This window comes from Nocardia sp. CNS-044 (assembly GCF_059570515.1).
In genome coordinates, this window is sequence record NZ_JCANSX010000007.1 from 845,515 (window position 1) to 860,906 (window position 15,392).

Below are 15,392 nucleotides of genomic sequence, written 5' to 3' on the forward strand. Positions count from 1 at the left end.
GTCGTCCGCTCCTAGCGTTGTTCCACGACATCGGCGGGAGCGGAAGGCGTAGGTCCATGACATTCGACTACGACGTGGTGGTCGTCGGTTCGGGGTTCGGCGGCAGCGTGACCGCGCTGCGGCTGACCGAGAAGGGATACCGCGTCGCGGTGCTGGAAGCGGGTCGCCGCTTCACCGACGACGAGTTCGCCGAAACCTCTTGGCGGCTGCGGAAATATCTCTGGGCGCCGCGACTGGGTTGCTACGGCATCCAGCGCCTCGCGCTGCTGAAGGACACGTTCGTGATGGCGGGCGCGGGTGTCGGCGGCGGGTCGCTGGTCTACGCGAACACCCTGTACGAACCCCCGGAACGATTCTTCACCGACCGGCAGTGGGGTCACATCACCGACTGGCGCGCGGAACTCGCGCCGCACTACGACCAGGCCGCGCGGATGTTGGGCGTGACGACCAATCCCGCGACGACCCAGTCCGACCGGGTGCTGCGCGAGGTCGCCGAAGACCTCGGCGTCGCCGACTCCTACCGGAGCACGCCGGTCGGCGTCTTCTTCGGCGGCCCCGGCGTCAAGCCGGGACAGGACGTGCCCGACCCGTTCTTCGGCGGCGTCGGACCGGACCGGAGGTCCTGCACACACTGCGGCGAGTGCATGACCGGCTGCCGCCACAACGCGAAGAACACCTTGGTCAAGAACTACCTGTATCTTGCGGAAAAGGCCGGGGCCACAGTGCATCCACTGACGACGGTGACCGACGTGCGACCACGCGAAGGCGGCGGTTTCACGATCGCCACGCAGCGCACCGGCCGCACCGTACGCAAGCAGCGCCGCGAGTTCACCGCCGAGCAGGTGGTCTTCTCCGCCGCGGCCCTCGGCACCCAGCGCCTGCTGCACCGCCTGCGCGACACCGGCTCGCTGCCCGCCGTCTCGGGCATGCTCGGACAGCTCTCGCGCACCAACTCCGAGGAACTGCTCGGCGCCCGCAGCCGCCGCGCCGACGCCGACTTCACCAAGGGCGTCGCCATCACCTCCTCGATCCATCCCGACGCGGACACCCACGTCGAACCGGTGCGATACGGCAAGGGCAGCAACGCCTTCGCGCTGATGGCGACCGTGATGGTCAGCGGCGACACCCCGCGCCTCGGGCTGTGGCTGCGCGCGCTGTGGCGCGCCCGCCGCGATTTGCTGCGCGCGCACAACCCACGGCGTTGGTCCGAACAGACGATCGGCCTGCTGGTGATGCAATCGGTGGACAACTCCATCACCACCTACACCAAGCGCGGCTGGTTCGGACGCCGCACGATGACCACGAAACAGGGTGCGGGCCAGCCGAATCCGACCTGGGTGCCCGCCGGGCACGAAGTCGCGGGGCGGGTGGCAGGCAAGATCGACGGCTTTCCCCTCGGCACCGCGTCCGGCGTCTTGAACATCCCGATGACCGGGCACTTCATCGGCGGCTGCGTGATCGGCGACTCGGCCGAGACCGGCGTCGTCGATCCGTACCACCGGCTCTACGGCCACCCCGGCCTGCACGTCATCGACGGCTCGACGATCTCGGCGAACCTCGGGGTCAACCCGTCGCTGACCATCACCGCGCAGGCCGAACGCGCGGTCTCGTTGTGGCCCAACAAAGGTGAGGCCGATCCGCGCCCCACCCTCGGCGCACCGTACCGGCGACTCGACCCGATCGCGCCGCGTCACCCGGTCGTCCCGCCGACCGCCCCTGCGGCGCTGCGCCTTTCGGCCGCCGCGCGGCAGCTGCCGATCGAGCCGGTGCGCTGACCCGCACCGGCGACCGGGTTCGCGACGAACGTCAGGCGAGCTTCTTCGCCAGCGCGCGGCCCGCGGCGCGACCGGAGAAGATGCAGCCGCCGAGGAAGGTGCCTTCCAGCGCGTTGTAGCCGTGCACGCCGCCGCCGCCGAAGCCCGCGACCTCGCCCGCGGCGTACAGGCCGGGCAGCGGGGCGCCGTCGGGACGGATCACCTGGGAGTCGAGATTGGTCTGGAGTCCGCCGAGGGTCTTGCGGGTGAGGATGTTCAGCCGCACCGCGATCAGCGGACCAGCCTTGGGATCGAGGATGCGGTGCGGCTTGGCGACCCGGCCCGCCTTGTCACCGAAGTACTGGCGCGCGTTGGTGATCGCCATCAACTGGGCGTCCTTGCCGTACTTGTTGTCGATCTCGCGGTCGCGGGCGACGATCTGCCGCTCCAGGTCGTCGAAGTCGAGCTGGGGTCCGCGCGCGATCTTGTTCATGCCCTCGACCAGCTCGCGCAGCGTGTCGGCGACGACGAAATCGACACCGTGCTGTTTGAACGCCTCCACCGGGCCGGGCGCGCCCTTGGCCACCCGGCTCTTGAGGGTGAGTTTGAGGTCCTTGCCGGTGATGTCGGGGTTCTGCTCGGAGCCCGACAGCGCGAACTCCTTCTCGATGATCGACTGAGTCAGCACGAACCAGGAGTAGTCGTAGCCGGTCGCCAGGATCGCCTTCATCGTGGTGTTGGTGTCGAACCCGGGGAAACACGGTGCGGGCAACCGCTTTCCGTTGGCGTCGAACCACAGCGAGGACGGCCCTGGGATGATGCGGATGGCGTGGTCGGGCCAGATCGGGTCCCAGTTGTGGATGCCTTCGGTGTAGTGCCACATGCGGTCCCGGTTCACGATCGCGCCGCCCGCGCTCTCCGAGATGGCGAGCATCCGGCCGTCGACGTGCGCCGGAACGCCCGAGATGAGCGTCTCCGGGCAGGGACCGAGTCGCTCGGTGGGCCAGTTGCGCCGGATCATCTCGTGGTTGTGACCGATGCCGCCGGAGGTCACCACGACTGCCTTGGCACGGAACTCGAACTCCCCCACCGCTGTGCGCGACGACGCTTTGCCGCGTTCGAGGTCGGTGTCCTCCAGGACGGCGCCGCGCACACCGACCACCGCGCCGTCCTCGACGATCAGCTCGTCCACCCGGTGGCGGAAACTGAAGCCGACCAGCCCGCGCCGCTCGCCCTCCAGCACCGGCTCCTGGAAGACCCGCACGACCTCGGGACCGGTGCCCCAGGTGAGATGGAAACGCGGCACCGAATTGCCGTGGCCGTCGGCGGCCGCGCCGCCGCGCTCGGCCCAGCCGACCAGCGGCGTCACCCGCAAACCCAAGGCGTGCAGGTAATCCCGCTTCTCGGTGGCCGCGAAGCGCACGTACGCCTCGGCCCACTGGCGCGCCCAGAGATCCTCGTCGTCGCGGTCGAAGCCAGCCGAGCCGAGCCAATCCTGCAGCGCCAGGTCATAGGAGTCCTTGATGCCGAGGCGCCGCTGCTCCGGGCTGTCCACGAAGAACAACCCGCCGAGCGACCAGAACGCCTGCCCGCCGAGATTGTTGCGGTTCTCCTGGTCGAGCAGGTGCACCTTGCGGCCCGCCTTGACCAGCTCGTGGGCGGCGACCAGGCCGGCGAGGCCCGCGCCGACCACGATGACATCGGCCTCGCGCGCGAATTCGGGACTGCAGTTGGTCATGTTCATCCTTCGATTGGCGTGCTGTAGGCCAGCACGACGTGACAGAAGAGGTCGGTGCGCCGCCGCAGGGCGATGCGGCTGCGCGGTTCCATCAGCACCTGCACCGCGGTGCCGTCGTGCACGGCCACCATGGCCTGGCCGAGCGCCTCCGGGTCGGGCACGCCGCGCCCGACCCTGCCGAGCGCGGCGACCACGGTCGGCATCAGCGCCGCGACGATCGCCTCCTCGCGGGCCGCCATCACCCGGCGCAGCGTCGGTGTGCGCAGCGCGTGGCTGGTGAACTCGGCCGTGATCCGGTACCACGCCTCGTCCAGCGGGACGGCGCGCAGCAGCCGGTCCACCGCATCGCGGAGGTCGGCGACGCCCTCGACGGAGATGTCGTCCAGGGCGGTGCGGACATCGGCGAGCATGGCAGCCGAGCGTTCCTCCCACATGGCGAGGAACAGCTCGTCGAGCGAGGTGAAGTTCGAGTAGAACGCGCCGCGGGTGAAACCGGCGCGCTCGCAGACCCGCTCGACCGTGGCCCGGCCGAACCCGTCCTCGGCGAAGACCTCGTACGCGGCGGTGAGCAGGCGTTTGCGGGTCGCGACCCGTCTGCGAGTCGCCGGGCGCGCCGGCGTTCCCGCGGTGGACGACGCCATCGTGGACTCCTCTCGCCGGACGGCCGGTTCGATACACCGATGTATTCGATACGAAAATGTATCAAACCTAGCGCGTGCCGAAACCGGAAACGGCGTGGAACGCCGAGAGGGGTTACCGGTCCGGCGGGGCGATCTTGCTGATCAGGACGTCCCCGTCGCGCGGGGTCACAGTGACGAACTGCCGATAGGTGCGCACCGCCGCGTCGGGGCGGGTCTCGGTGATCACCACGTCGAAGCGGCCGTCCGGCAGCGGAAGCACGAGCACGCAGTGGCTGGTGCCCATGGGGACCGAGGCGATGCCCGCGGCGATGACGTCGATGCGCGACACCGCCGCGTCGGGCGTGGTCACCGCTCGCGCCGCGACACCGGACTTGGTCACGTAGTAGGCGTGCTGGAAGGCGAGGATCGCGTCGGGTCCGCTGGCGACCGAGCCGGTGCCGTTGCCGCGCACCAGCTGATCGGATCGGGTCGGCTCACAGCCCGGTCCTCCCCCGAGCACCGGGTCGGCGACCGTGGCCGATTGACGCGGTTCGGTCACCTCCGCGGCGTACACCAGCACCACCGCCACCGCGGCGAGCGACGCGCCGACGGCCGCGCCGCCGACGAGCCAGGGACGCCGTCGGTTTCGCGGTCGCCTGCGCCGCGGCGGTCGTCTGCGCTGCTGCGCCCGGAGCGGCTGTCCGACCTGTTGCGGTGGGATCATGCCCGGCCACAACGGCACCGTCGCCGCATCCCGGCCACGGCGCAGGGCGCCGCGGCGCGCGACAGTGCGGCTGCCGAGATCGAACGCGTTCGACGCCATGACTCCGCCGCACCCTCCGTATCAATGCCATTGCGCAATAACAAGATTGCACAGATGCGCCGAAGATGACGGATGAATGACGGAGAGAGGCCGAAGACCACACGGCATAATGTCGCCCTGGGTGGGACCCGAGGCGACACGATCGGCGGGGCCGTGTCCGATCTCGATCGTTCCTACAGAGAGGCATACATGCGCCGAGAGCAGGCGACCATACGTCCGACGGTGTTACCGAGAAGCGGTTTCGCCGAGCGGCACCGCGCGACCCGGGAAGCGGTCTTGGCCTCGCAGCGGGGCAGGATCATCTCCGCGATGGTGGAAAGCGTTCAGGCCAAGGGTTATTCCGCGACGACGCTCTCCGACGTCGTCGGCCGGGCCAGGGTGTCGCGCAGCACGTTCTACGAACACTTCGCCAACAAAGAGGAGTGCTTCGTCGAGGCCGTGCACACCGGCATCGACATCGTCGCCACTCGCATCGCCGAGGAACTCGCCCAGCTCCCGCCGGATGCCGACGCGCGCGCCAAGATTCGCTCCATCGTGCACACCTACTGCGAAATGATCGTCACCGAACCGGATTTCGCGTGCGTCGTGCTCGTGGAGTCGTTCAAGGTGGACCAGGCGGCCGTGGCCTACCGCGACCTCGCCGTCGACCGTTTCGCCGAGCTGTATCGCGTCTTCTACCGGCACGAGCGGGCGGCCGACCCCAGCTTGCCCGAACTGGCGGACGATCTGATCGCGCTGATACCGGAGGCGATCGGCGAGCGGACCCGTCGCACCATTGTCTCCGACGGGCCGGAGCGAGTGCCCGAATTGGCCCCGCTGTTCGTGGATTTCGCGTCGACGGTGCTGGGCCTGAACGGCTGAACGCACGGTCTCGGCTGCTGAACACTGGGTCTCGGCTGACCGCGCTCGCTCGGCTGCTGATGGCAATCGCTCGGCCGACCGCGGCGACGGTGCCGAATCAGAACAGCGTCATCGGCTCGTCCGCCACCGGTTCGGGCAGCGGATCGAGTTCCGGGAGCCGCTCGCGGACCTCGTCGTGGAAGCGCCGCGCCAAGTCCAGCGCGCCCGCGTTGTCGGGGGTGTGCAGGAATACCGTCGGCGAGCGGCCTTCGCGCAGCCAGGCGGTCACTGTGTCGAGCCAAGGACGCCACCCGGCGACCGTGCGCTCGACGTCGTCGCGACCGTGGTACCGCACGATCGGGTATTCGGTGAGTGCTTCGGTGCGCCGCGGCACTCGCGGCTTCTTCGACCGCGCCTCCTGCTCCGCCGGGCTCGCCGCCACGCCGTCGAAAAGCACTGTGGTGTCGAAGGTTGTCCATTCCGCGCCGACCCGGGCCAGCACACGCTCCAGCGCCTGACCCGCGCGCCGGTCCTCGAAGAAGGCCGGGTGCCTGACCTCGACCCCGCACCGGTATGCCGAGGGCAGCTCGCGCAGGAAGGCCGCCAGCGCGCCGAGATCGGTCGGACCGAACGAGCCGGGCAGCTGCACCCACAGCGTGTGCAGGCGCGGCCCGAGCGGCTCCATCGCGCCGAGGAACGCCCGCAATTCCTGGTCCGCGCCGGTGAGCCTGCGCTCATGGGTGATCGGCTTGGGCAGCTTCAGCACGAAACGGAAATCGGGCGCGGTCTGCTCGGCCCAGGATTCGACGGTGTGGCGCGCGGGGGTCGCGTAGAACGTGGTGTTGCCCTCGACCGCGGTGCAGCGCTCGGCGTACCAGCGCAACCGTTCCGCGGGTCCAAGCTGCCGCTCCTGCCATGCCGCGTGTGTCCACATCGCACATCCCACGTGAAGCCGCATGCCCGCGACGTTAGCGCGCGGCGGGGCGGGAGTCGTCGGCGGACTCGGTCTCGGATTCCTCTGGCCGCAGCATGCGCAGCAGCAACACGACGAACGTGCAACCGCCGGTGATCAAGATCGCCGTCAGGCCGGGCATCATGGAGAGCAATCGGTCGGGATCGGCGTAGCCGCGCGGGATGTCCAGCTCGCCACCGAAGATGCGTCCACGCAGGGCGACGACCACGCCGGGCACGAACAACAGCGACAAACCGAGCACCTTGCTCGGGCTGTGGTTCGGCTGTGCAGTGCCGAAGCAGTAGCCGGTGACCAGCGCAAGCGCCATACTGCCGGTGACGGTCGCCGCGGGCGTGGGACCTTCGGGCCGCGCGGTCGCCGCGGCGAACGCACCGAGCACCGCGATCGCCGCCAATGCGGCAACCGGCATCGGGCGGGCCACTCCGAGCACCATGCCACCCACCGTGACGCCCAGCAGCAGCGGCACCGTCCACCCGGACAGCCCGGTCACCACGACCGCGCCGCCCACCGCCGCGATGGCCGTGCTGAGGGCGACGAGTACGCCGTCGCGGCCGGGCAGCAACAGCGCTACAGCCAGCACCGTGACCACCGTGACTGTGACAGCGAACAGCACCTGGAACAGCGTGGAGCCGCGGGTGGCCAGCCACTCCGCACTGCCGAGGGTGATGAGCATCGCGAGCAGCACGGCGACGATCGGTCGCAGCGGCAGCTCGACCGCGATCGCCGATTCGTGCCGCCGATGCCTGTTCAGCAAGGTCGACGCCAGCACCAGCGCGACGGTCGGCCAGAGCAGCCACAGCGGCGGCGAGCCCGTGATGATATCGGCGGGCAATTCCGGTGCCGTCGGATGACCGATGCCGGGCACGCTCAGATCGCCGACCACGATGCTGGTGAGGGCGCCGAGGGTCGCCGCGCCCGCGTACGGCGTGTGCAGCCGGGCCGCCGTCATCAGCCCGCCGAGCAGCATTCCGCCCGCCATCGAATCGATGTCATTGAGCGTGGTCAGCGGGGCGAGCGCGGCGAAGCTGCGGCCAAGCAGGTGGTTGATCAGCAGCGCGACGGTGCCGAACAACGCGACCAGCCACGCCACTACGTCCGAGTCCGCGCTGCTCGAGAAGGCAGCGGCGATGACGGCGACGATGAAGCCGATCGCGGTGGCCCTCGGCATGTTGTGGGCGAGCAGCTGCATTTCCATTGTCGCCGTCCCGCTGACCCACGCCAGCGAGATCGGTGTGGTGAGCGCCAGGCCACCGACCACGGCGGCGACGAACGCCGTGATCAGCTCGACCGCACCTGTGCAGTGTCGCACCAGGTCAAAGGTAGTGGACTAGGCCTCCCGCTGGTCGATTTAGCGGATGTGAGTGTCGCTAGCGGCGGATTCGACCGCGCCGACGACCACGGCGTCGTACGCTGAAGCCGCCATGGAACTGGACAATCGACCAAACTCGTCGCTCCTGCACGCTCGTCTTCCCGAGGTGGCGGACAACCTGCCCTTCCAACGGCTCGGCGTCGCGCCGACACCGGTGCGGCCGCTGGCCGGGCTCGCGACCGGCGTCGCTCCGGTCTGGCTCAAGGACGAGAGCGCCTACGGCGACGGCGGCTGGGGCGGCAACAAGGTGCGCAAGCTGGAATGGCTGCTGCCGGAGGCGCTGCGGACCGGTCGCCGCACCTTGCTCACGGTCGGTGGCGTCGGTACCAACTGGGGTTTGGCGGCCGCGCTGTACGGGCGCGATCTCGGGCTGCACACGGTGCTCGCGCTGATCGACCAACCGATCGACGAGCACGTGCGAGCGCAACTGGTCCGGCTCGCGGCCTCCGGCGCCGAAATCCACCGGACGCACACGAAAGCGCGCACCGTCCTCACCGCTCCGCTGCTGTACATCAAGCACTGGCGACCGGGCGCGACCCCCTACTACCTGCCCGCGGGCGGCTCCGCACCGCTCGGCGTACTCGGTTACGTCGAGGCAGGGTTGGAGATCGCCGCCCAGGTCCGCGCGGGCGACCTGCCCGAACCCTCGCACGTCGTCACCGCGATCGGCTCCGGCGGGACAGCGGCCGGGCTGGTACTCGGCCTGCGTCTCGCGGGATTGCGCACCAAGGTCTTCGGCGTCGTCGTCAACGACACCCTCCGCCTCGACGCCCCGACGCTGCTGCGGTTGGCGAACCGCACCATCGCCCTGCTGCGCAAGCGCGGCGGGGTCTTCGACCCACCGGCGCTCACGGCCGACGATCTCGAGATCAGCAGGGACTGGCTCGGCCCCGGTTACGGTCACCCGATCCCCGCCGCGACCGAAGCGGCCGCGATCGCGCACGAACGCGAGGGCCTCGTCTTGGAGCCGGTCTACACCGCCAAGGCCCTTGCCGCCCTGCATTCCCGCAACGCCGAGGGCGGTTTCGGTGCGGGTCCCATACTGTTCCTGAACACCAACGGGCCGCGCTCATCATTGATCGACCGATTGTCAGAAGCGGTCGAAAATCTCGAGTAGCCGACTACTCGTTTTCGCAAGACGTGAGCGCCGTCCGGGGCCGGACCGCCAGCGCGCGCCGTCGGCCGGGATCCACGGCAGCGCTTTGAGCGCGGTGTCGAGCCTGAGCTCACCGGACGCGTAATGCGGTCAGGCGCCAGCCTGCGGCGCGCGTGTGCACGATGCGGCCCGCCAGGGCGAAGCGTCGGGGACCCCGGTCGTAGCCCGCGAAGACTTCCGCGGTGCGCGCGTCGACCGGTGTCACCGCGACGCGCGCCAGGACGGCGACGCCCAGAGTTCGGCCCGGCGCCAGGTCGCCCGCGATCAGGGTGCGCACCGCCGATACCACCGCGGGCTCCGCGATGGACGCCAGTTGTCCGATCGGTCTGCGCTGGTCGAGCACCTCCAGCGTGAGGCGCAGCGATCGCTCGGCGAACTTGCGCGCCGAGCGGATCAGCTCGTCGGTTTCCACTGGGGCGTGCGACTCCCGGACGACGCGCTGAACGCCCGTTCCGGCACCCGACGCACCACGCGGGCGCACCCGGAAGGGCTCGGATCGCCGTGGTGTGTGAAAACCGCGCAGCGGCGGCTCGCTGTGCGGAGCGGGCGACAACGCCTTGCGCTCGTCGGACATCTGGCACCCCCGTGAACTCGGCATGTTTGCTGGCCGATCCTGCCGACCGCGGGACCGAATTGCTCGAGTAGTCGACTACCCGAAATCGGACCGACCGGGATGGTCCGCGGTCAGCAGCGCCACCAGCGCGCGCCGGACGGCGGCGGAGGCGGCCGCGCGGGAGAGTCCGCGTCGTTCCACCAGGTGGTGCCGGAAAGGCCAGCCGACGGTGGCATCGATCGTGTCGAGCAGCTGCTCGTCGCGTTCGCCGTCACGGGTCAGTTCGGCGTCGAATGCCTGCGCGAGCGCGGCGCGAATCCGGCTGTCGGTCAGGCGCATTCGAGCATCGAGGGCGGGCAGGTTATGCGATTCCAGCAGGCCGAGCACGCGAGGGTTGCGCTGGAGCGCGAAGATATCGGCGCTCTGCTCGACGACAAGGTCGATGCGCCGGTCCAGCGGAAGCGCGGGATCGATGGTCCTGATCAGCGCCTCGACCTGTTCGGACTGCCGGTCGACGGCGGCGATCCGCAGATCGTCGATACCGGGAAAGTGCACGAAGATGCTGCGCTCGGAGGCTCCCGCACGCTGCGCGATGTCCTTGGCCGTCGGCGCGAAGATGCCCTCCTTCACGGCGGCCAGCAGGGCGTCGATGATCGCACCCCGGGTCTGTTCCGGATTGCGGCGCCGTCGCGCGCCGGTCGTGCCGTCAGCCATGGTCGCATCCGATCACAGGTCGCGCGGACGGGCGTGGACCGGCCCGTGTCAGGCCGACATCCCGAGGCCGAATCACTATTGCAGTATCGCTGCAATAGTGCGTAAGGTCGACCGAACCCGCCGAGGGGCGGCAACTACGGGGCGAACGCCCGCGAAAGGCTAGGAGCGCGCATGGTCGAGCGAGAGAACGGCGACACCACGGGCCCGCGGGTGTCCCGGCGCGGCGTCTTCGGCGTCGGCGCGGCGGCGCTGGCGGCCGCGGGCGTCGGCGTGGGACTCGGCGGCTGCGCGGACGACGACCAGGTGCGTCCCTCCGCGACGCCGACCGACCCGAGCGATCACATCCGTGCTGCCAACCAGCGGGCCGCCGCGACCCTGCCCTTCTCCGACACGGCCGACTTCGCCGACGCCGACCGCGGCTTCCTCGCCGCGCTCGAACCGGGCGTGGTCACCGGCGAGCAGGGAAAGGTGGTGTGGGACAACGATTCCTACGCCTTCCTGCGCGAACCCTGCCCGCAGTCGGCGCATCCGAGCCTGTGGCGGCATTCCCAGCTCACCGTGAAGCAGGGGCTGTACGAGATCGCGCCCGGCTTCTATCAGATTCGCGGTCTGGACCTGTCGAACATGACGCTGGTCGAGGGCGACACGGGCGTGATCGTGATCGATCCGCTGATCTCGGCCGAGACCGCGGCCGCCGGACTGGCGCTCTACCGCGCGCACCGCGGGGACCGTCCGGTCACCGGTCTGATCTACAGCCATTCCCACGTCGACCACTTCGGCGGTGCGCTCGGCGTGACCACCCAGCGCGACGTCGCCGAGGGTCGCTGCCCCGTGCTCGCGCCCGTCGGCTTCCTGGAACACGCTGTCGCCGAGAACATCTACGCCGGAACAGCGATGGCGCGCCGCGCGGCGTACATGTACGGCGCCGCCCTGCCGCGCGGTCCGAAGGGGCAGATCGGAGCGGGCCTCGGCCAGACCACCTCGCTCGGCACCGTCACCCTGATCCTGCCCACCCTCGACATCGTCCGCACGGATCAAGAGGAGACGATCGACGGCGTCCGCATGGTGTTCCAGCTGACGCCGGGCACCGAGGCGCCGTCGGAGATGAACTTCTACTTCCCCGACCGCCGGGTGCTGTGCATGGCCGAGAACGCCACCCACACCATGCACAACATCCTGACCCTGCGCGGCGCGCTGGTCCGGGACCCGCACGTGTGGTCGAAGTACCTCACCGAATCGATCAACCGCTACGGCCGTGCCAGCGACGTGGTGTTCTCCTCCCACCACTGGCCGGTCTGGGGCACCGACCGGATCGTGGAATTCCTTTCGGCACAACGTGATCTGTACGGCTACCTCAACGACCAGACGCTGCGACTGCTCAACAAGGGTTATGTCGGCGCCGAGATCGCCGAAATGATCCAGCTGCCGCCGAATCTGACGAAAACCTGGTCCACCCAGGGCTATTACGGTTCGGTCAGCCACAACGTCAAGGCCATCTACCAGCGTTACATGGGCTGGTTCGACGGTAATCCCGCGCACCTGTGGGAACATCCGCCGGTCGAGTCCGCCAAACGCCACGTCGAGGCGATGGGCGGCGCGAAGGAGGTGCTGAAGAAGGCGCAGCGGGCCTACGACGCGGGCGACTACCGGTGGGTGGTGCAGATGGTGAACTACGTCGTCTTCGCCGACCCGGCCGATACGACGGCAAAACACTTGCAGGCCAGCGCCTTCGAACAATTGGCCTACGGCGCGGAGAACGCCACCTGGCGCAACTTCTATCTCAGCGGCGCGCACGAACTGCGCAACGGCTCGTTCGGCACACCGACCCAGGCGAATTCGACGGGCCTGCTGACCGCGCTCAGCGTGGAGCAGGCGTTCGACGCGATGTCACTGCGCGTCGACGGACCGAAGGCGTGGGACACCCGATTGGTCACCGACTGGCGGTTTCGCGACGAGAGCGATCGCACGCACCGCGTCGAACTGCGCAACGGCGTTCTGGTGCACTACGACCGCCGCCCCGACGACGGACTTCCCGCGCCGGACGCCACGATCGTCCTCACCCGCGCCACGCTGTTGCGGGCATTCCTCGCGGGCGGCGATCTGCGCGAGGCGGTGCGCAACGGCGAGATCGCGATCGAGGGCAACGCCGCGGCGCTGGCGCAGCTGCCCGGTCTGTTCGACAAACCGGATCCCGGCTTCGCCATCGTCACGCCGTGATACGGATCAGTCCGCGTCGACCACGCCGAGCACCTCTTTGCCGATCACACCGGCGAGCACCTCGGTCGAATACGCCATGAGCTGACCGGCTTCGGCATCGCGCAGGTGCCGCTGAATGGGCGAGCGCTTCAAATATCCGGAGGCGCCGCCGACCCGCACGCCGAGCTGCGCGACATCGACGGCGACCTTGTTGGCGAGGTACTTGGCCCGCCCGAGCGTGGGCAGGAACGCCGGAATCCCGTTGTCCGCCTGCCACAGTGCACGCTCGTACAGCGCGTGCGCGGCGGCCAGCCTGGTCTGCGCGTCGGCGACCTCGTGCTGCACCCACTGCTGGTGCGACAGCGGCGCGCCGAGGATCACCCGCGACGCGGCGTGCTCGACCAGGGCGTCCAGCGCCGCGTCGGCGATGCCCAGCGACAGGGCGGGCAGCCCGGCGGGGATCACCGCGAAATCGCTCGCGTCGGGCCGTCTTCCGCGGTACTCGGCGCGCAGCACGGTCCGCTCGAAGGAGAGCAGCTGGCTACGGGTGGCGCGCAGTCCCAGTGTGTCCCAGATCGGAATGATCGACACGGTCGCGTCCGGCGCCACGCCGAAGAAGGTCGGCACGCCGTCGACCAGGGCATTGACGAACAGGTAGTCGGCGATCTCGGCGCCTGAGACGAACCGCTTGGCGCCGGTCAGCTCCCACCCGCCCGGCGCGGGGAGGGCCTCCTGCTGCGGCTGGAGGAAGCGATTGCCGCTGGCGGGTTCGGACAGCGCGTTCGCGAATCGCTTGCCCGCCAGGAACTCCTCGGCGAAGAAGGGGCCGAGCGTTTCCGCGGTGATCTCCGCCAGCGCGACGCCCGCGCCCGCGTGCATGGTCCAGATGGTCGCGGTGGAGGGGTCCGCCTTCGCCAGCGTGCGCACCAGCTGTCCGAACACCTGGTAGCTCAGGCCCGTGCCACCGACCCGCTCCGGCAGGACCGCGCGATCGACCTCGGCGTCGCGCAACGCGGTCAGGTGATCGACCGCGATCTCGGCGCGTTCGTCGTAATCGGCTGCGGCAGAGCGGAATTCCACGGCAAGTTCGCCGACGTGGTCGAGCGCGCGGCGCTCGCTCGCACGCACCGGAAAAGGACTTGGTTCGGTCACGGGGCGCTCCGGTCGCGGATCGGCGGACGGGTCGCGACCAGCGTACGCAGCGGAGGCCGTATTCGGTGCGTTCACCGCGCACGCGTGACGGGGGGCGGCTTCCAGCGGCCGTCGATCGCTTCCGGCCGCGGCGCGTACAGCCGCATCTCGAGCTCGAACTCCCCCTCGGCGGGAATCGGAAGCCAATTGCCCTGCGGCACCGCGGGTCCCGGGTCAGCGTGCTGAATCGCCAGCTCGACCGAGCCGTCCGGCCCTGGCACGACCGGCACCTGATGGCCCACAGCGTAGATGCCCGCCGGGTTGGCCACCAGGAAGCCGTCCGGCCCATACGTGGTGAGCGACCAGAACGCGTCGACGGGCGGGGTCTGTCCGGCGGGGAAGCGCAGCCGAAATCGGTTGGGCGTACCGTACGTGTCCGCGTTCCCGTAATAGGTGGGATAGATCGTGTCTTCGGCGAGGTTGGCGCCCAGCCCTTGGTACGCCGATGCCGCCCGGTGCAGATACTCGGTGCCGTACGCGCCGAATTCCGGATCGTAGGTCCAGCCGTTGTCCATCCTGGTGTCGGGGTCTATGTAGACGGCGATCGACCGTTTCGCCTCGGTCGCCGCGGCCGTGAGTGTCGCATCCGAGACTCCGCGGACCCGGCCGCCGGGCTCGATCCCGATCTCGGCGAACCGCGCCATCGCCGGTTCGTCCGCGGGTGCGGGCGGATCGGTTTCCATCAGCTCGCAGAGCCGCTCGTAGTAGTGCCCGGCGCTCATGTCCGCGACCCGCTCGGCGGGCGGCTGCGACGACTTGGGCCGCCGGGTCGGCTCGGCGGGCGCGGCGCGGCCCGCGACCCAGTCGTCGAGGGACACCAGCCGCAACCCCCGCTGGATCGCTTGCGCGGCCGAAATGTCGGCGGCGCCGTCGACCTCGATGCGGCTGAGCAGCCACACGGTGGGTGTCGGCATCGGCAGCGGGGTCAGCCCCTCGGGCAAGGCGCCGGACCAGGACGGCCCGGTGATCACGTAGTCGAACGGCGGCGCGGTCACCCCCGGCCGCACCCCGGGGCGCACGCTGCTCGGATTGTGGACGGTGTTGCTCCAGGCGTCGGTAACCGTCATCAGCCAGTAGCGGTCCGGATTCATCGCCGGAACCCGCAGCGCGACAGGGCCCTTCGAGAGATCCAGCCACGCGCTGGAATACAGGGTGTCGAGGTTGAGCCGCACTACGTCGCGCCGATCCGGCGTCGGTAGCGAGTCGTCGTGCTGGAAATGGTCGGCCGGTGTGCTCGCCAGCGCCGCCGTCCGCATCTCGTGCATCAGCATCAGCGGATAACCGAAGACGAATGCCTCGTTCGCGATGTCGGCGGTTTCATCGGTGGCGGCAGCATCCTCGTCGTCCGAGCGGCCGCATGCGGCGAGGCCGATGGCGGCCGTCGTCGCCCAGCCGAGCATCGTGCGGCGCGTGATCACGCGCCGAGCGCCCGACGACGACACAACATCATCTCGCTCGCTCATAC

The 15,392-nt window shown here is 69.6% G+C and carries 13 protein-coding genes; 4 read left to right on the forward strand and 9 right to left on the reverse strand.

Annotation, left to right across the window (positions count from 1 at the left end; genetic code table 11):
* The first annotated feature begins 56 nt into the window (after positions 1 to 56).
* Entirely contained in the window at positions 57 to 1,775 is a 1,719-nt protein-coding gene (locus T333_RS18580) for an FAD-dependent oxidoreductase (RefSeq protein ID WP_496425239.1), read from the forward strand.
* Between the two features lie 31 nt (positions 1,776 to 1,806).
* Here T333_RS18580 and T333_RS18585 read toward each other — a convergent pair whose 3' ends face one another.
* The 3 genes from T333_RS18585 to T333_RS18595 form a co-directional block, all read right to left on the reverse strand.
* Entirely contained in the window at positions 1,807 to 3,492 is a 1,686-nt protein-coding gene (locus T333_RS18585) for an FAD-binding dehydrogenase (protein WP_496425240.1), read from the reverse strand.
* A gap of 2 nt (positions 3,493 to 3,494) precedes the next feature.
* A complete protein-coding gene (locus T333_RS18590) occupies positions 3,495 to 4,133 on the reverse strand; it encodes a TetR/AcrR family transcriptional regulator (protein ID WP_355001024.1) in 639 nt (212 codons plus the stop codon).
* A 112-nt stretch (positions 4,134 to 4,245) separates the two neighbouring features.
* A complete protein-coding gene (locus T333_RS18595; RefSeq protein ID WP_496425241.1) occupies positions 4,246 to 4,935 on the reverse strand; it encodes a DUF8176 domain-containing protein in 690 nt (229 codons plus the stop codon).
* Positions 4,936 to 5,244: 309 nt separating this feature from the next.
* Between T333_RS18595 and T333_RS18600 the strand changes: the two genes are divergently transcribed.
* Entirely contained in the window at positions 5,245 to 5,796 is a 552-nt protein-coding gene (locus tag T333_RS18600) for a TetR/AcrR family transcriptional regulator (protein WP_355001026.1), read from the forward strand.
* A 97-nt stretch (positions 5,797 to 5,893) separates the two neighbouring features.
* On the opposite strand, the gene T333_RS18605 is transcribed toward T333_RS18600, so the two are convergent.
* Together T333_RS18605 and T333_RS18610 are read right to left on the reverse strand one after the other, a co-directional pair.
* Positions 5,894 to 6,733 carry a DUF72 domain-containing protein gene (locus tag T333_RS18605; RefSeq protein ID WP_496425242.1) on the reverse strand — a complete coding sequence of 280 codons (840 nt, stop codon included), beginning with the start codon at positions 6,731 to 6,733 and terminating at the stop codon, positions 5,894 to 5,896.
* Positions 6,734 to 6,743: 10 nt separating this feature from the next.
* Complete coding sequence (locus T333_RS18610) at positions 6,744 to 8,057, reverse strand: hypothetical protein (protein WP_355001028.1); 1,314 nt, start codon at positions 8,055 to 8,057, stop codon at positions 6,744 to 6,746.
* A 166-nt stretch (positions 8,058 to 8,223) separates the two neighbouring features.
* On the opposite strand from T333_RS18610, the gene T333_RS18615 reads away from it, so the two are divergent.
* Positions 8,224 to 9,234, forward strand: a complete 1,011-nt coding sequence (locus T333_RS18615) for a 1-aminocyclopropane-1-carboxylate deaminase/D-cysteine desulfhydrase (RefSeq protein WP_496425243.1) — start codon at positions 8,224 to 8,226, stop codon at positions 9,232 to 9,234.
* Between the two features lie 109 nt (positions 9,235 to 9,343).
* On the opposite strand, the gene T333_RS18620 is transcribed toward T333_RS18615, so the two are convergent.
* Together T333_RS18620 and T333_RS18625 are read right to left on the reverse strand one after the other, a co-directional pair.
* A complete protein-coding gene (locus tag T333_RS18620) occupies positions 9,344 to 9,847 on the reverse strand; it encodes an Rv3235 family protein (RefSeq protein ID WP_355001030.1) in 504 nt (167 codons plus the stop codon).
* 75 nt (positions 9,848 to 9,922) lie between these two features.
* Positions 9,923 to 10,540: a TetR/AcrR family transcriptional regulator gene (locus tag T333_RS18625; RefSeq protein WP_355001031.1), complete on the reverse strand. Its 618-nt coding sequence runs from the start codon at positions 10,538 to 10,540 to the stop codon at positions 9,923 to 9,925.
* Positions 10,541 to 10,711: 171 nt separating this feature from the next.
* On the opposite strand from T333_RS18625, the gene T333_RS18630 reads away from it, so the two are divergent.
* Positions 10,712 to 12,757, forward strand: coding sequence for an alkyl/aryl-sulfatase (locus T333_RS18630; RefSeq protein WP_496425244.1), 2,046 nt, complete (start codon positions 10,712 to 10,714; stop codon positions 12,755 to 12,757).
* A gap of 6 nt (positions 12,758 to 12,763) precedes the next feature.
* Here T333_RS18630 and T333_RS18635 read toward each other — a convergent pair whose 3' ends face one another.
* On the reverse strand, positions 12,764 to 13,888 hold the full coding sequence (locus T333_RS18635) for an acyl-CoA dehydrogenase family protein (RefSeq protein ID WP_355001033.1): 1,125 nt from the start codon (positions 13,886 to 13,888) through the stop codon (positions 12,764 to 12,766).
* Between the two features lie 71 nt (positions 13,889 to 13,959).
* Positions 13,960 to 15,390, reverse strand: a complete 1,431-nt coding sequence (locus T333_RS18640) for a DUF1254 domain-containing protein (RefSeq protein WP_496425245.1) — start codon at positions 15,388 to 15,390, stop codon at positions 13,960 to 13,962.
* Positions 15,391 to 15,392 lie beyond the last annotated feature (2 nt).